The organism is Vannielia litorea, from assembly GCF_900142295.1.
GTDB classification, from domain to species: Bacteria; Pseudomonadota; Alphaproteobacteria; order Rhodobacterales; family Rhodobacteraceae; genus Vannielia; species Vannielia litorea.
In genome coordinates this window covers 1,188,280-1,203,766 of the sequence record NZ_FSRL01000001.1, presented here as the reverse complement: position 1 = coordinate 1,203,766, position 15,487 = coordinate 1,188,280, and the positions used below count along the sequence as shown (strand labels likewise).

14 protein-coding genes are annotated in these 15,487 nt (G+C 66.6%); 10 read left to right on the top strand and 4 right to left on the bottom strand.

Annotated elements, in window-relative coordinates:
• Positions 1–872 precede the first annotated feature (872 nt).
• Positions 873–2,699, top strand: a complete 1,827-nt coding sequence (locus BUR94_RS06060) for a cation:proton antiporter (RefSeq protein WP_074255330.1) — start codon at positions 873–875, stop codon at positions 2,697–2,699.
• A gap of 250 nt (positions 2,700–2,949) precedes the next feature.
• Here BUR94_RS06060 and BUR94_RS06055 read toward each other — a convergent pair whose 3' ends face one another.
• From BUR94_RS06055 to BUR94_RS06040, 4 genes are read right to left on the bottom strand one after another with little or no spacing between them, the layout of a single operon-like run.
• On the bottom strand, positions 2,950–3,858 hold the full coding sequence (locus tag BUR94_RS06055) for an amidohydrolase family protein (RefSeq protein ID WP_074255329.1): 909 nt from the start codon (positions 3,856–3,858) through the stop codon (positions 2,950–2,952).
• Positions 3,858–4,598, bottom strand: a complete 741-nt coding sequence (locus tag BUR94_RS06050; RefSeq protein ID WP_074255328.1) for an SDR family NAD(P)-dependent oxidoreductase — start codon at positions 4,596–4,598, stop codon at positions 3,858–3,860. The genes BUR94_RS06055 and BUR94_RS06050 overlap by 1 nt, the downstream gene beginning before the upstream one ends.
• Positions 4,595–5,668 carry a Gfo/Idh/MocA family protein gene (locus BUR94_RS06045; RefSeq protein WP_074255327.1) on the bottom strand — a complete coding sequence of 358 codons (1,074 nt, stop codon included), beginning with the start codon at positions 5,666–5,668 and terminating at the stop codon, positions 4,595–4,597. The genes BUR94_RS06050 and BUR94_RS06045 overlap by 4 nt, the downstream gene beginning before the upstream one ends.
• Positions 5,665–6,684 carry a LacI family DNA-binding transcriptional regulator gene (locus BUR94_RS06040; RefSeq protein ID WP_074255326.1) on the bottom strand — a complete coding sequence of 340 codons (1,020 nt, stop codon included), beginning with the start codon at positions 6,682–6,684 and terminating at the stop codon, positions 5,665–5,667. The genes BUR94_RS06045 and BUR94_RS06040 overlap by 4 nt, the downstream gene beginning before the upstream one ends.
• A gap of 203 nt (positions 6,685–6,887) precedes the next feature.
• Between BUR94_RS06040 and BUR94_RS06035 the strand changes: the two genes are divergently transcribed.
• From BUR94_RS06035 to BUR94_RS05995, 9 genes are read left to right on the top strand one after another with little or no spacing between them, the layout of a single operon-like run.
• Positions 6,888–8,204 carry an extracellular solute-binding protein gene (locus tag BUR94_RS06035; protein WP_074255325.1) on the top strand — a complete coding sequence of 439 codons (1,317 nt, stop codon included), beginning with the start codon at positions 6,888–6,890 and terminating at the stop codon, positions 8,202–8,204.
• Between the two features lie 39 nt (positions 8,205–8,243).
• On the top strand, positions 8,244–9,128 hold the full coding sequence (locus BUR94_RS06030; RefSeq protein ID WP_074255324.1) for a carbohydrate ABC transporter permease: 885 nt from the start codon (positions 8,244–8,246) through the stop codon (positions 9,126–9,128).
• Positions 9,125–9,982, top strand: coding sequence for a carbohydrate ABC transporter permease (locus tag BUR94_RS06025; protein ID WP_074255323.1), 858 nt, complete (start codon positions 9,125–9,127; stop codon positions 9,980–9,982). Before BUR94_RS06030 ends, BUR94_RS06025 begins: the two co-directional genes overlap by 4 nt.
• Positions 9,979–11,133, top strand: a complete 1,155-nt coding sequence (locus BUR94_RS06020) for an enolase C-terminal domain-like protein (protein ID WP_074255322.1) — start codon at positions 9,979–9,981, stop codon at positions 11,131–11,133. The genes BUR94_RS06025 and BUR94_RS06020 overlap by 4 nt, the downstream gene beginning before the upstream one ends.
• A gap of 4 nt (positions 11,134–11,137) precedes the next feature.
• Entirely contained in the window at positions 11,138–12,202 is a 1,065-nt protein-coding gene (locus BUR94_RS06015) for an ABC transporter ATP-binding protein (protein ID WP_074255321.1), read from the top strand.
• Entirely contained in the window at positions 12,199–13,362 is a 1,164-nt protein-coding gene (locus BUR94_RS06010; protein ID WP_074255320.1) for an enolase C-terminal domain-like protein, read from the top strand. Before BUR94_RS06015 ends, BUR94_RS06010 begins: the two co-directional genes overlap by 4 nt.
• Positions 13,359–13,697, top strand: coding sequence for an L-rhamnose mutarotase (locus tag BUR94_RS06005; RefSeq protein WP_074255319.1), 339 nt, complete (start codon positions 13,359–13,361; stop codon positions 13,695–13,697). Before BUR94_RS06010 ends, BUR94_RS06005 begins: the two co-directional genes overlap by 4 nt.
• Positions 13,694–14,617, top strand: coding sequence for a dihydrodipicolinate synthase family protein (locus BUR94_RS06000; protein ID WP_084192933.1), 924 nt, complete (start codon positions 13,694–13,696; stop codon positions 14,615–14,617). The genes BUR94_RS06005 and BUR94_RS06000 overlap by 4 nt, the downstream gene beginning before the upstream one ends.
• Positions 14,614–15,456: a fumarylacetoacetate hydrolase family protein gene (locus tag BUR94_RS05995; protein WP_074255317.1), complete on the top strand. Its 843-nt coding sequence runs from the start codon at positions 14,614–14,616 to the stop codon at positions 15,454–15,456. Before BUR94_RS06000 ends, BUR94_RS05995 begins: the two co-directional genes overlap by 4 nt.
• The last annotated feature ends 31 nt before the right edge of the window (positions 15,457–15,487 follow it).

Here is a 15,487-nt window from a genome sequence, read left to right as displayed (position 1 = left end):
CCTCTTCTACGTTCGGCGCCTTTTTGGCTGGCACCTGTCTGTTGCGTCCCGGCGCGGCTGCGGCCACGCGCTTTCACCCTGCCGCCAGGCGCAGAAGGCTGGCCGCCGAACAGGCTCGTTCGGGCGTGACAGGCTGTGCGCGGCCTGCCTCTCGGCTGATGTGGTCAAGTGACCGTCCCTCTTGCGACCCTCCCGCTTGCCCCCGGTGTCCCGGAAGGCCGTGTTGCGTTCGACGAGTGGCAGAAGGCCGGAGGGCGTTGTGCGCCCCTTTATCCCCGGTCCCGGGTCGCCCCGGGTGTGCCCCCTGCCGCCTCGCCCTGACCCCAACATCTTGTGGCGGGTTAGTCGGCCCCCACAAGAAACCCGATCCGGGGGCGAAGCGTCAACGCTAAAATGCGCGCCAAATGCCAATCTTTTTGGTTGACGGAAGGGCGATCCGGCGAACCCCTCGCCCCGCGGATGATTCACTCACAAGTGGAGAAACTTCACCACCTGATGTAGGTCCATCGCCCAACCGCCACGAAATATAGTGGTTTTTTCGGATCGGCCCAAGGCGCAGCATCGCCCTGTCCCTCCTGTTCTCCACAGTCCCTCTCCCCCCTCCCACGGCTTCGGCACATGCCCGACAATTCGGCAACAGGTCGGCACCGGCAAGGCACCGCCCAGCCGTCGGATGCGGGTTTGCACAAATGTCGCCCTGCCCGACCCCACTACATCTTGTGGTCCGCCACCCCGGCTGATCCTTCCAGGTGTCGCGCAACCCCGCGCTTGGCCCGACTCATCTGATCCCCCCACGTGAACGGTTGCCCAACCTGTGCGTTTCGCCGAGAGTGCAACTTCGCACACGCCCCCAACCCGAGGATCCGCGCGCCATGGCACTCGAGCAGACCACGACCCTGATCGGCACCGTCCCCGCCGTGGCCCTCGTCGGCCTCGCGGGGGTCTCCGCGCAATGGGTGGCCTGGCGCTTCCAGCTTCCGGCCATCGTGCTGCTGCTCGGCCTCGGCGTGGTCGTCGGCCCGGTCACTGGCCTGATCGACCCGGTGGCCCAGTTCGGCAGCCTGCTGCAACCGCTGATCGCCCTGGCCGTGGCCATCATCCTCTTCGAGGGCGGCCTCACCCTCGACTTCAAGAAACTCGCCGGCGCCGGGCGCGGCGTCTTCCGGCTCGTGGCCATCGGCGCCCCGCTGGGCTGGCTCACCTCCACCCTCGCCCTGCGCTACGGTGCGGGCCTGGGATGGGAAGCCTCGGTTGTCTTCGGCGGCATCATGATCGTGACCGGCCCCACCGTCATCGCCCCGCTGCTCCGTCACGCCCGCCTGCGCAAGCGCCCGGCCGCGCTGCTGCAATGGGAAGCCATCGTCAACGACCCGATCGGCGCCCTCGCCGCCGTCCTCGCCTTCCAGGTGGTGCTGATGCTGAACGGCGCCGGCAACGACGGCCTCGGCTGGCTGATCTTCGGCATCCTCTTCTCCGCCGTGCTCGGCTACGCCGTGGGCCTCGCGCTGGTAAAGGCCTTCCGCGACGCGCTGGTGCCCGAATACATGAAGGTGCCGGTGCTCTTCGCCGCCGTCCTCGGCGGCTTCGCCCTGTCTGACGTGGTGATGCACGAGAGCGGCCTGCTCGCCGTCACCATCACCGGCATCGTCATCGCCAACGCCAACCTGCCCTCCTACGAGGAGCTGCGCCGCTTCAAGGAGCACGCCACCGTCCTGCTGGTCTCGGGCCTCTTCATCCTTCTGGCCGCCTCGCTCGACTTCGCCTCGCTGGGCCAGCTCACCTGGCGCGCGGTGCTCTTCGTGCTGGCCATCGTTCTGCTGGCCCGGCCCATCACCGTGCTGGTCTCGCTCATCGGCACCGACCTGCCCTGGCGTGAGCGCGTGCTGGTGGCCTTCACCGGTCCGCGCGGCGTGGTTCTGGTGGCCGTGGCCGGGCTCTTCGGCGAGCGCATGGCCGCCGCCGGGGTGGCCGATGGCACGCTCGTCGGCCCGCTCGCCTTCGTCCTTGTCGCCGCCACCGTGGTGCTGCACGGCTTCACCATCGCACCGATGGCCCGCCGCCTCGGCCTGTCGGGAGGCGACGTGCCCGGCGTGCTCTTCGTCGGCGGCTCACGCTTCACCACCGAGCTGGCCGAGGCGCTCAAGGCCGCGGGCCTCCCCGTTCTGGTGAGTGACACCAACCACGCCAACCTGCGCCACGCCCGCGCCGCCGGGCTGCCCAGCTTCTACGGCGACATCCTCGGCGAGGCGGCCGAGCACTCGGTCGAGTTTCTCGAGTTTTCCACCGTCCTCGCCGCCTCCGACAACGACGCCTACAACACCCTCGTGGTCACCGACCTTGGCCCCGAGTTCGGCCGCGACAGGGTATGGCGCCTGCCCCGCTCCAAGGAAAACCGCGAGCGCCACGCCCTGCCCTCCGGCCTCTCCGGCCGGTCCATCGGCGAAGGCCGCACGCTGGAGGCGCTCAACGGGGCGCTGCGCGACGGGGCCATCGTCAAGATCTCGCGGCTGACCGAGCAATTCGGCCTCGCCGACTTCATCGAGCAATGGCCCGAGGCGATCCCGCTGGCGGTGCTGCGCGAGGATGGCCGCATCGAGTTCCGCTCCGAGTTCACATCGGCAAAGCTCGAAAAGAGCGCCCGCCTCGTCGCGCTGGTCTCCGAGCCCGAACCGATCCCCCCGCAGGAAGAAACCGCCTGAGCCTTCCCGGCCCGGCGGTTCTCATGGCCGGGGGGGAGAGTCCCATGGGCCGATCAGACCTGTTTAAAATCAGCTGACTATGAGGCGACGTTCCACCAGGCATCCGGCAAGGGATTGCACCGTTTCATGCGCCAGTGAAGCCGGCAGGCGAGCGAGATGGCACACAAGCTGACGCAGGCGCAGCCCGTGCCCCCGGCTGCCCCGGCACCGCGCTCGACTCGCCAAAAAAAAGCGTCTCGCATTCCGTCGCTCACAGCCGGTATAGCCGGCGCGCCGTGTCGGAGAAGATGGCATTCAGGGCGTCGGCGGGTTGATCGCCGAGTACCTCGTGCAATTGCTCGAATTGTCGGGCGAGCGGGCAGTTGACGCCCTCGACCGGCAAGTTCGACCCATAAAGGATGCGGTCCGACCCGAGGCAGCTGAGCAGGTGCGTGACGTGCGGTAGAAGAACAGAAGCCCGCCAGGTCCGATCAACCGCCCAGAGGCCAGACAGCTTGACGAAAACGTTCGGGACTTCGGCCAGCGCTTCGATGCCGGCGCGCCAGGTGTGCAGGTTGCCCGGCTGGCCCGGCTCCAGCGTGGCGCAGTGGTTGAGCACGATCTTCAGACCGGGCTGCGCCTGCGCGAGGTCGAGCACTTCGGGCAGCTGCGCGGGCACCACGACACATTCAAGACAGAGGTCACCGTCCACCAGCGCGGACAACGCGCCGCGAAACCGCGCATCCGCCAGCACTCCGGGCTTGCTTGCCACGCGCCAGCGCCTCGCCTCGTCCCAGGCAACCGGCGTGCGGATGCCACGCAGGGCGGGCGATTGCAGGTGTGCGGCGATCTGCCTCTCCGCCCCGGGCTCGGTCAGGTCGACCTCGGCCACGATCGCGCTGGGCCAACCGGTGGTGTCGGAAAGCTCCTGCAACCAGCGGGTCTCATCCACCGGGTCGGCAGCGCCACAATTGGCCTGCACGTGAACGCTGGCCGAGAGCGGCAGGCCGTCGAACGCCGCGAGGTAATCCGCCGGGAGAAAATCCCGGCGGATCGAGGCCTTGTCGCCAAAGCGGGCGGGCGGCGCATCCGGTGCCAGCCAGCGATAGGGAAAGCGCGACAACTCCCAGAAGTGGTGATGGGCGTCGACCAGCGCGATCCCGTCCAGCCAATGCGCCATCAATAGGTCGCCCGGCCGCCCGACAGATCGAAGACCGAGGCGGTGGTAAAGCTGTTTTCCCTCGAGCAGAGCCAGGCGATCATCGCCGCCGCCTCGTGGAGCTCCAGGAAACGCCCCCGCGGGATCTTCGACAGCATGTAGTCGATGTGTTCCTGCTTCATCTGGTCGAAGATCCGGGTGCGCGCGGCGGCAGGCGTCACGCAGTTCACCGCGATGTCCTTGTCTGCCAGTTCCTTGCCCAGCGACTTTGTGAGCCCGATCACCCCGGCCTTCGACGCCGAATAGGCGCTGGCCATGGGATTGCCCTCCTTGCCCGCGACCGAGGCAATGTTGACGATGCGGCCATAGCCCTGAGCGGTCATCGCGGGCACGACCGCGCGGTTGACGTGGAAGGTGCCGAGCAGGTTGATCTCGGTGATCTGGCGAAACTCCTCGACCGGGTAATCGACCAGCGGCCCGTTGGAGCCCGCGATCCCGGCGGAGTTCACAAGGATATCGGCACGGCCGGCCGTATCCAGCGTGGCCGTCATCGCGGCCTCGACACTGGCCCAATCCGAAACATCGACCTCGCAGGCGAAGGCGCCGCCGCCAATCTCCTCTGCGGCCGTGTCGCCAAGCGCCTTGTCGCGGTCCCAGATGGCGATCCGCGCGCCGCCTTTGGCGAGCCTGTCCGCGACGGCGCGGCCGATGCCCTGTGCGCCCCCGGTGACGATGGCGGTCTGATTGGTGAAGTCTGTCATTCTGCAGCTGCCTTCTGGTGTTGCTTGATGATCTGTTCCGCCCCCTGGGCCTTGCCCGAGGCGACGATGGCGTGAAGAGTCTCGACGGCGCGGGCACCGACCTCGCCGGGGCTTTCGTTGCGGCCCTGCCCCAGCGCCAGGTCCACCAGCCGGTTGGCCGGGCCTTCGCAGCTGTATTTCCAGGCGCCCTGCGGAACCTCGGCCACCCGCGTCTCACCGTCAGGGAGCTTCAGCACCAGCCGTTCTGTCTCGATATCCAGCAGCACCGAGCCCTTGCTGCCATAGAGGCGGATATCCACCTCGAAGCCATGGCCGTTGGGCACCCCGCAGCTGCCAGAGAAAACGCCGGTCGCGCCGTTCTGAAAGCGCACGGCAGCAGCGTCGTGCAGGTCGATCTGCGAGGGCGCGTCGAACAGCACCGAGCGCACCGAGGCGGCCCGCAGGTCGGTCAGCCAATAGAGGATGCCGAGCGCGTGGGAGAGCTGGCCATAGGCATAGCCGCCACCCTGATCGGGCGCCTCCCAGGTGCTGCGGTCGGGCTGGATGGCGATATGCTGCCAGTTCGACAGGGTACCACCTGAAAAGATGCTGCGGGTGAAAGAGGCCATGTGGCAGACGACGTGCTCGATCTCGCCGATCTCGCCGATCATGCCGCGCATCTCGTCGAGGCCCTGCTTGTAGTTCCAACCATAGGCCACCAGCAGTTCGCGCCCCGTGCGCTCGGCCACCCGAACCAGGTCCCAGGCTTCGTCCGGATCGAGGCACATCGGCTTTTCAACCAGCACGTGACAGCCTTTCTCGAGAAAGGCCTTGGCCTGCTCGTAATGCAGGTTATGCGGCGACGAAATCACCGCGATGTCGATCTCGCGCTCCAGCACCTCGCGCCAATCCTCGGTGGCGAAGGCAAATCCGAACTCCCCCGCGATCAGGTCCAGCTCCTTGCGCCCGAGGCGGCAGACCGAGTCGAGCACCACGTCCTCGCGCGCGGCCAGAACGGGGATATGCATGCGATAGGCGAAATGCCCGGCACCGATGATGGCGGCCCGGACAGGGCCGTTGGGTGAGGTCATGTGCTTTCCCTGATTTGAAGGTGGTAGCCGATGTCATGGGTGGCGGCGCCCTCCGCCCTGCCCTCCAGACGGTCCATCACCAGGCTGGCCGAGCGCTCCCCGATATCGCGGCCCCTGATCTGCACGGTGGTCATTGGCACCGGCAGCAGCGCCGAGAGGCTGAGATCGCCGAAACCGGCAATCGCCACGTCGTCCGGCACGCGAACGTCGTTCGACATGCACCAGAGCATCGCGCCATGGGCGGGCAGTTCGGCAAGAAAGAAGATCGCGTCGGGCTTGTGCTTGCGGGCCATGAGTTGCCCGATCAGCGCCACGCCGCCCTGGAGGGTGGCCGGGTTGTCGAACTCCACGATCGTGTCCTCGCCAACGCTGCGCCCCGCGCCGCGCATGGCATCGACAAAACCGCGCATCCGGTCTTCGGCCTGGTCATTGTGATGGGCCGCGCCGCCAACCATCACGATGTTCTGGTAGCCCCGTTCAACCAGGTAACGGGTCATTTCCACGGAGGCCGCGTAGTTGTTGAAGCCGACGGCGCTGTCTATCGCAGTGTCGCGCAGGTTCCAGGCTTCGATCACGGGGCCCGCGAACTGGCGCAGGAGCTTGGTGGTGGCCTCGCTGTGCGAAAAACCGGTGACGATGATCGCATCGGCCTGCCGGGCGATGAAGGTCCGCACCGCCTCCTCTTCCTTCTGCGGCGACCAGTCGGAGACCGCGAGCAGCATCTGCTGCTTCTCGGGCTCCAGCACGTGGCTGACACCCTGGGCAAAATCCGCAAACAGCGAGCTGGCCAGGATCGGCACCACCACCCCGATCATGTCCGAGCGCTGCGAGACCAGCGAGCGCGCGGTGAGGTTGGGGATATAGCCGATCTCCTCGATGGTCTGCTGAATCTTGGCGCGGGTGTCGGGATGCACCGTCTCTGGCAGACGCAGCGCCCGTGACACGGTGATCAACGACAGCCCCGAGGCTTTCGAGACGTCCTTGAGCGTCACCTTCCTGTTGTCACCCTGCGGCATTCGCGGCCTCCTACACGGTCGTTTGCACCTGCTTTTCCGGCCTAGCCTGCGCGAGGCAGGCGGCGGAGGCAATGCCGCAAAATACCCGTTGACATACGAGTATCATTGCCCCTAACGTCCGTCAACATGCAATGATGCACGTATATCATTCATGATCGCCGCATGTTGCGGGCCGCCACACATGGCACGAGAGGGAGGATAAGATGTCAAATTCAATCAGCCGCCGCAGGTTCCTGGGAACCACTGCCGCCGTCGGCGCCGCCACGTTTCTGCCGGGCACCCCGGCACTTGCCGCCAGCGGCGAGATCTCCGTCTGGAAGTTCGGCGGCACGCCGCAGGAGGTCGAGGTCTGGGCGCAGCGCAATGGCGCCTTCAGCGAAGCCAATCCCGATGTCGCGCTGAACTATTCCTACTTCAACGGCCAGATCCGCCGCCAGAAGATCCTAGCCGGGTTCCAGACCAACCGCATGGCCGACGTGATCGTCGCCTTTGGCCAGGATATCCCGGAATTCGCCGGCTTCGGCATGATCCAGCCCCTGGACGACATCGCCGGCGACCGTCTGGCGGGCTGGAAGGACCGCATCGTTCCCGAGGTCTATGAGGCCGGGATGCATGAGGGCAAGCTCTACGCCCTGCCCACCCATGTGGACATGGCCAGCTTCCTCGCGATCAACCTCGATGCGCTTGAAGAGGCCGGCTTTGACCGGCCGCCCGAAACTTGGGACGAGCTGCGCGAATACGCCAAGGCCATGACCAAGCCCGACCGCCCGGGTATCGCCTTTCCTGCCACCACCGCACCGGTGGACATCAACATCTTCGAAGGCCTCGCCTATGCCAACGGCGGTCGCGTCTTCGACGAGGAGACCGGCAAGGTCACGCTGAACGACCCCGGCGTCGTCGACGCGCTGCAGTTCTATGTCGACCTGATCAAGGACGGCTCCACACCCGCCGCAACCTCGCTGACCGAGACCTTCTTCCGCGACACCGCGCAGCTCTTCGGCCAGGGGCGCTCTGCCATGTGGATCGGCCTGTCGTGGCTGAACACGCCGTGGGGCGTGAACGAGGACGTGCGCTGGACCGGTGTGCCGATGCCCCGCCCAAACAACCCCTCCGGCAGCTACGAGCCGGTGAGCGCGATCATGGACGGACCGGCCATGCTGATGGTTTCGTCGCGCAGCAAGAACACCGAGGCGGCGCTGGAATACGTCGATTTCTGGTCGCAGGACGCGCAGCTCAACATCTGGGGTGGCCAACCCGAGATCGCGCGCATCCCGGCCGGCAAGGCTGCTTGGAAGAACGCCGAACTCAAGGAGGCCTGGCCGAACTGGGTGTCGGCGTACGAGGCAGGCACCCTCTTCAAGGGCAGCGCCTCGATGCCCCGCTTCATCGGTGTCTCGGCCATCGAATCCGCGCTCGGCACCGCGATCCAGCAGGCCGTCCTGGGGCAGAAGACGCCGCAGGAGGCGCTCGACGAGGCCACCGCCGCCGCGCAGGACCAGATCGACCTGATCCGCGGCTGATCCGTCTGACGAACTGAAAAAACTTGGGAGGGCCTGACGATGCTGCGAAGCGATCGGTTTCTGGCGTATGCCTTGATCTTACCCGTGGTGGCCGCCGTCGTGGCGTTCGTCGTCGGGCCCACTTACAACGTGGCCACCCTCAGCCTCACCCAGGTGGTGATGGGGATGGAGCGCGGCTTCGGCACCCTTGGAAACTTCAAGGCCCTGGCCGCAGACCCCGTCTTCGGACTGGTTCTCAAGAACACCGCGATCTGGATCCTCGGCGGCACGGTCCTCTGTGTTTCCGTGGGCCTGGCGGTCGGCACCTATCTCGCCATCGACAGCCGCATGACAGGCTGGCTCCGGGCGCTGATCCTGCTGCCCTGGGTTCTGCCCGACGTGGTGACGGCGATGGCATGGAAATGGATGCTGCACGGACAGGTCGGCATCATCGGCCAGACGCTGCAACAGAGCGGCATGACCGAAGGCACCGTGTCGTTCCTCGGCGATCCCGCCCTGGTGATGTGGGTGCTGGTGGTGGTGCTGATCTGGCGCAAGATGCCGCTCGTGGCGCTGATCCTCTGCGCCGCGATCCGCGCCGTGCCCGATGATCAGATGGAGGCCGCGCGCATGGACGGCGCCAATGCCGTCGAGCGCTTCCGCTTCGTCACCCTGCCCAACATCGCCTTTTCGCTGACCGCCGTGACCGTGATCTCGATGATCTGGATCACCGCGGAGTTCGCCCTGCCCTGGATCATGACCGGCGGCGGCCCCGCCAACGCCAGCCAGATCATGGCAACCTACATTTATCAACAGAGCTTCGAGTTCTTCAACTGGGGCGTCGCCTCGGCCATGTCGGTGGTCAACCTCGCGATGCTGGCCTCGATCGTCGCTCTCTACCTCTACATCAACCGCCGGTCCTGGGCGTCGGAGGGTCAGAAATGAACGAGCAACCCCGCACCCTCTACTGGATCTTCCTCGGCTTCGTCGGCCTGGTGATCTCGGTCTATGTGCTGTTCCCGGTGTTCTGGCTGTTCCTCGCGTCTTTCAAGACCCAGGCGGAGCTGGCGCAACTGCCGATCTCCTTCTGGCCTGAATCACCCACGCTGGAGGCCTACAAGGCATTGTTTTCGCCCACCCACCAGAAGGGGCAGCTGCTGGACTGGCCGCAGCTGATCGGCAACAGCTTCTTCATCGCCATCAGCTCCACCATGATCGTCCTGATCTTCGGCACCCTGGCGGGCTACGCCTTTGCCCGGCTCAACTTTCCCGGCCGTGACCTGATCCTCGGCGGGCTGCTGATCTCCCGGATGTTCCAGGGCGCCGCCTTGCTGCTGCCGACCTATCGGCTGATGTCGATGATGGGCCTGCAAGACAGCCTGATCGGTCTTGTGCTGCTCTACTCCGCCTTCGGCCTGCCCTTCGCCACCTGGATCATTGCCTCCTCCTTGCGCGAGATCCCCAGGGAGCTGGAAGAAAGCGCGATGATCGACGGCGCGAGCCGGTTGCAGAGCATGGTCCTGGTGGTTCTGCCGCTGGCCACACCCGCGCTGATCACCGCCGCCATGTGGCATTTCGTCGGCGCCTGGTCGGAATTCGCCTTCGCCTCGATCCTGTTGGAGTCGAACGAGAACAAGACCGTCACCATCGGCCTGGCCAGCTTCGTCGAGCTCTTCACCCTGGAGTTCCAATATGTCGGCGCCGCCGCGACGATCGTCGCCCTGCCGATCATGTTGGTGTTCTTCTTCGGCCAGCGCTACTTCACCCGCGGCCTGCTGGCAGGGGCGGTGAAGGGATGAGGATCACCTCCATCACCGCGCGGGCCGTGGACTGCGGCTTCAACGCTCAGAAGCTCCAAACCAGCCGCGTGGCCTCACCCATGTCCCGCTTTCCTCGCTTTGCCGAGCAACGGTCGAGCTGGATGTGGCCCACGAAAAAGGTCTTCGTCCGGGTGACGGGCGAGGATGGCAGCACCGGATGGGGCTGCACCAATGGCGGCGAGATCGTCGAGATGATCGTCAATGACCACCTCGCAAGGCTGCTGGCGGGCGAGGATGCGGGCGATCTGGCTCTGCTGAACGACCAGATGGCGGCGTCGCTCCTGCCCAACGACCGCTCCGGCTTTGCCATGATGGCGGTGGCGGGCGTCGATATCGCCCTGTGGGACATGACTTCCAAGGCGGCGCATCAGCCGTTGGTGGAGACCCTCGGCGGCGCGGGCGTAGACAGCCTCCCGGTCTACATGACCACCCCGCGCCCCGAGGCTTTTTCCGGAGGTCCGTTTCATGGGCTGAAAGCCGCCGCGCCCTACGGTCCGGAATCGGGCGCCGAAGGCCTGCAAGCCAATGTCGCGCTGATGCAGCGCTTTGCCGAGGCCGCGGGCGAGGGCGTGCCGATCATGATCGACAGTTTCCTCGCCTGGGACGCCGATTATACCCTGCGCTTTGCCGAAGCCGTGGCCGATCTGAACGTCGGATGGATCGAAGACCCGATCCCGCCGCAGGACATCGACGGCTTGCAGAAGATCCGCCGCGAGATGGACCCCGGCATCGCCCTCGCGCTCGGCAACTTCGCCTTCTCCCGCGCCGATTGCGCCGACCTTCTGCGCTCCGGCGTGGTCGGCGTGCTGCAACCCGACGTGGCCTGGGCCGGTGGCATCACCGAAGCCCTGCGCGTCCTCGATCTGGCCGAGGAGGCCCGGGTTCCGGTGATCCTGCACAACACCTGCGAGCAGCCCTGGGCACTGGCGCTCGCAGGGGCCCGGCAAACCGACGCTTTGCTCGAATGTGTCGACCGGGGCGAGACCTCGCCGCTCTACGCGCTGATGGCCCCGCGCCCCGACCTCGCCACTGGCCGTGTCGCCGTCCCCCGCGATCCTGAGGGCAATCGCCCGCCCGCGCATGTGCTGGAGGCCTTCGGCCCCGCCGCCACTCAAACCAAGGAAGGATAGACCCATGGGTTCTGTCGCACTCAGAAACATCCGCAAGTCCTATGGCGCCGTCGAAGTCCTCCACGGCATCAACCTCGACATCCGCGACGGCGAGTTCACCGTGCTCGTCGGCCCGTCGGGCTGCGGCAAATCCACCCTGCTGCGCTCGATCGCCGGCCTCGAGACCATCAGCGGCGGCGATATCGCCATCGACGATACCGTCATCAACACGCTGGTCCCCAAGGACCGCGACATCGCCATGGTGTTCCAGAACTACGCGCTCTACCCGCACATGAGCGTGGCCCGGAACATGGGGTTCTCGCTGCGGCTCGCAAAGCACTCGAAGGCCGAGATCGACCGCAAGGTGCAGGCCGCCGCCGAGATTCTCGACCTGACGCCCCTGCTCGACCGCTACCCGCGCCAGCTCTCCGGCGGCCAGCGCCAGCGCGTCGCCATGGGCCGCGCGATCGTGCGCGATCCCAAGGTGTTTCTCTTCGACGAGCCGCTGTCGAACCTCGATGCCAAGCTGCGGGTGCAGATGCGTTCCGAGATCAAGGAGCTGCACCAGCGGCTGAAAACCACCACGATCTACGTCACCCATGACCAGATCGAGGCGATGACCATGGCCGACCGGATCGTCGTCATGCGCGGCGGCCATGTCGAGCAGATCGGCTCCCCGCTGGAGCTATACGACAATCCCGCCAGCATCTTCGTCGCCGGCTTCATCGGCTCGCCGTCGATGAACTTCATCCCCGCCCGCGCCAACGGCACGGCGCTGGAAACCGAGGAGGGCAAGACCCTGGGCGAGGCCCCCGCGCCGCTGACCCACGGCCAGCCCGTCATCGCCGGGTTCCGCCCCGAGGACATCCGCCTGTCCGACACCGGCATCCCCGCCAAGGTGGCGCTGATCGAGCCCACCGGCGCCGAGACCCAGCTCACGCTGCGCACCGGCGAGGCCTCGATCATCATGACCACCCGCGAGCGCATCACCCAGGCGCCGGGCGACCTCGTGCACTTCGCCGTCACGCCCGGAAAGCTGCATGCCTTCGACCGCGAGAGCGAACTGACCCTCGCCGAGGCCCGTCAATGAAGATCACCGACGTTCGCGTGATCCGGTTCCGCACGTGGGCGGACCGCTGGGATATCGGCCATGGGCGGCTGAAGCCCAAGGCGGAGGTGCACCAGACGGTCACCTGCATCGACACCGACGAAGGGCTCACCGGCTATTTCCTCGGCGGCGGCAAGCATGGCGACCAGGACGGCATGAGCCCCGACGAGCAGCGCCTGATCGAGGGCCAGGTGCGCGACATGATCCTCGGTGCCGACCCGCTGGACCGCGAGCTGATCTGGAAGTGGATGTGGGTCCGCAACATCCCCGAGGTGGCCCAAAGCGTGATCGACTGCGCGCTCTGGGATCTCGCGGGGCGGCACGCCGGCCTGCCGGTCTACAAGCTGATGGGGGGCGCACGCGACAAGGTGCCCGCCTATGCCTCGACCTATCCCAACATCGGGCAGCCCCAGGTCTATGCCGAGCACGCCTTGGCCTGTCAGGCCGAGGGCTACAAGGCCTACAAGATCCACCCGCATTACTTCTGGAACCCCGAGACCGGCCAGCCCACCAACGGTCGCCCTTCGAACATCCGCGCCGATATCGAAACCATCAATCTGGTGCGCGAGGCTGTGGGGCCCGAGATGGTGTTGATGTACGACGTCTGGGGCACCTATCACACCATCGAGGAAACGATCAAAGTCGGCCGCGAGCTGGAGAGGCTCGATTTTTACTGGTTCGAACACCCGATGCCCGAGTATCGCGTCGAGAGCTATCGTCGCCTCTGCCGGGAGCTGTCGATCCCGATCCTTGCCCCCGAAATCGCCGCCGGCGGCGTCTTCACCCGCGCCGAATGGATCCTGCAAGGCGCCTCGGACATGAGCCGCATGGACATCCGCCGCGGCGGCGTCACCGGCTGCCGCAAGACCGCCGTCGTCTGCGAGGCCTTCGGCCAGCGCTGCGAGATCCACATGGCGGGCTGGGGCAATCTTCAGGTCATGGGCGCCACCTCGGAAGACACCAGCGAATGGTATGAAAAGGGCCTGCTGGCGCCCGGCGTCGATTACGACGCGCCGCATCCCTACCTGGCGCGCAACTGCGACCCGATGGACGGCGAGGGCTACATCGCCCTGCCGCAGGCCCCCGGCCTCGGTTACGAGATCATCTGGGATCACATCGACGACAACAGGATCGCGGCATGACCCTCTATCGCCGCGCCTGGACCATGCAGCTTCACGAGGGCGCCGAGGCCGCCTACGAGGCCGCCCATGCCGCGATCTGGCCCGAGATGCGCGACCAGATGCGGGCCAGCGGCATCCTGCGGTTCTTTCTCTACCGCTCGGGGCAGACGATCTTTGCCTTCCAGGAGCGCGACCGCCCCTTCACCCAGACCACCGCGCCCCCCAGCGCGCTGACCGCCCGCTGGTGGAGCGAGATGGCCCCGCTGATGCAAACCGAAGGCCCCGATCACCACCCCGTTCACCACGAGTTGCGCGAGGTCTTCGCGCTCGACACCACCATGGAGGCCGACACATGACAGGGCCACAGACCCCAGGGTTGACGGGCATCGTGCCGATCCTGCTGACCCCGTTCCGCCGCGATCTGTCCATCGACTACGCCAGCCTGCGCCGCGAGGTCGATGCAACGCTCGCCACCGGCGTCCACGGCATCGGCATCGCCATCGGGAGCGAGATCTTCAAGCTGACCCCCGAGGAGCGCCGCGAGATCCTGCGCGCCGTGGTCGACCAGGTCGAAGGCCGGGTGCCGGTCATCATGAACACTTCCGCCCCGGGCACCGCCCCCGCCGTACAACTGGCTCAGGAGGCGGCCCAGGCCGGGGCCGACCGGCTGATGATCTGGCCGCCCGACTTCTTCGCCCTCGGCCCTGACCCGGCGATCGACCACCTGTCGCGCATTGCCGAAGCTGCGCAACTGCCTATCGTGCTGCAAGACGTGCCGCAGGCGCCGATCTCGCCCGCGCTGGCCCTGCGCATCGCAGAGGCGGTGCCGCTGGTCGACACCATCAAGGTCGAGACCAACCCGACCGTGGCCCAGGTCGGCGCCATGGTTCGGGCGGTCGAGGGCAAGCTCACCGTGCTGGGCGGCGCGGGCGGCGGCACGCTCATCGAGGAACACCGTCGCGGCGCGCGTGGCACCATGCCCTTTGCCAGCCAGGCGGCGGAGTTCATGGAGGTCTGGACCGCCTTGGAGGCCGGCCAGGAGGGCGCGGCCGCGCGGACCCTCGAGACCGAGATCCTGCCGGTCAGCCGCCTGGGCTTCCAGTCCGGCGACATGTTCTACCACGTCCACAAGGCGCTGCTGAAACAGGCCGGCGCCTTCGCCAACACCCTCGTCCGCCCGCCCACCGCGCAGCCCGACGAGACCGCTCTCGGCGAACTGAAGCAACTGCTCCGGCGCACCGCGAAACCCAAGGAAAGACACAAGGAATCCGCATGAAACTTCTCCGTACAGGCCCCGAAAACGCCGAACGCCCGGCGATCCTGCACAGCGACGGCACAGTCCGCGACCTCTCCGGCGTGGTGGAAGACATCGCCGGCGACACGCTCACCCCCGAGGGCCTCGACAAGCTGCGCCGCGTCAACCTCGGCGACCTGCCCGTGGTCGAAGACGGCACTCGCATCGGTGCCTGCGTCGGAAAGGTCGGCAAGTTCATCTGCATCGGCCTCAACTACGCCGACCATGCCGAAGAAAGCGGCATGGCGGTGCCCTCCGAGCCAGTCATCTTCATGAAGGCCACCTCCGCCATCTGCGGGCCGAACGACGATGTGATCCTGCCCCCCGCTGCCGAAAAGGGCGACTGGGAGGTCGAGCTGGGTGTGGTGATCGGCAAGGAGGCCAAGAACGTCTCCGAGGACGAGGCGCTGGATCATGTCGCGGGCTACTGCGTCATCAACGATGTCTCCGAGCGCGCCTTTCAGCTCGAGCATGGCGGCCAATGGGTCAAGGGCAAGTCGGCCGACACCTTCGGCCCCACCGGGCCCTGGCTGGTCACCCGCGACGAGGTCGAAGACCCCGGCAACCTCTCGATGTGGCTGGAGCTCAACGGCGAGCGCGTACAGGACGGCTCGACGAGGACAATGGTCTTCGGCGTCGCCCACGTGGTCTCCTACCTGTCGCGCTACATGTCGCTGCAACCGGGCGACATCATCTCGACCGGAACGCCTCCGGGTGTGGGCCTTGGCATGACGCCGCCGAAGTTCCTGAAGGCCGGCGACGAGATGCGCCTCGGGATCGAAGGGCTTGGCGAACAGCACCAGGTGGTGCGGCAGGGCTGATCGCCCCCGCGCACCATCCGCTCAAGGCAAG

Excerpts from the sequence above, each read along its gene's own strand:
- BUR94_RS06060 (WP_074255330.1), top strand. The coding sequence starts at position 873 with ATGGCACTCGAGCAGACCACGACCCTGATCGGCACCGTCCCCGCCGTG.
- BUR94_RS06055 (WP_074255329.1), bottom strand. The coding sequence starts at position 3,858 with ATGGCGCATTGGCTGGACGGGATCGCGCTGGTCGACGCCCATCACCAC.
- BUR94_RS06050 (WP_074255328.1), bottom strand. The coding sequence starts at position 4,598 with ATGACAGACTTCACCAATCAGACCGCCATCGTCACCGGGGGCGCACAG.
- BUR94_RS06045 (WP_074255327.1), bottom strand. The coding sequence starts at position 5,668 with ATGACCTCACCCAACGGCCCTGTCCGGGCCGCCATCATCGGTGCCGGG.
- BUR94_RS06040 (WP_074255326.1), bottom strand. The coding sequence starts at position 6,684 with ATGCCGCAGGGTGACAACAGGAAGGTGACGCTCAAGGACGTCTCGAAA.
- BUR94_RS06035 (WP_074255325.1), top strand. The coding sequence starts at position 6,888 with ATGTCAAATTCAATCAGCCGCCGCAGGTTCCTGGGAACCACTGCCGCC.
- BUR94_RS06030 (WP_074255324.1), top strand. The coding sequence starts at position 8,244 with ATGCTGCGAAGCGATCGGTTTCTGGCGTATGCCTTGATCTTACCCGTG.
- BUR94_RS06025 (WP_074255323.1), top strand. The coding sequence starts at position 9,125 with ATGAACGAGCAACCCCGCACCCTCTACTGGATCTTCCTCGGCTTCGTC.
- BUR94_RS06020 (WP_074255322.1), top strand. The coding sequence starts at position 9,979 with ATGAGGATCACCTCCATCACCGCGCGGGCCGTGGACTGCGGCTTCAAC.
- BUR94_RS06015 (WP_074255321.1), top strand. The coding sequence starts at position 11,138 with ATGGGTTCTGTCGCACTCAGAAACATCCGCAAGTCCTATGGCGCCGTC.
- BUR94_RS06010 (WP_074255320.1), top strand. The coding sequence starts at position 12,199 with ATGAAGATCACCGACGTTCGCGTGATCCGGTTCCGCACGTGGGCGGAC.
- BUR94_RS06005 (WP_074255319.1), top strand. The coding sequence starts at position 13,359 with ATGACCCTCTATCGCCGCGCCTGGACCATGCAGCTTCACGAGGGCGCC.
- BUR94_RS06000 (WP_084192933.1), top strand. The coding sequence starts at position 13,694 with ATGACAGGGCCACAGACCCCAGGGTTGACGGGCATCGTGCCGATCCTG.
- BUR94_RS05995 (WP_074255317.1), top strand. The coding sequence starts at position 14,614 with ATGAAACTTCTCCGTACAGGCCCCGAAAACGCCGAACGCCCGGCGATC.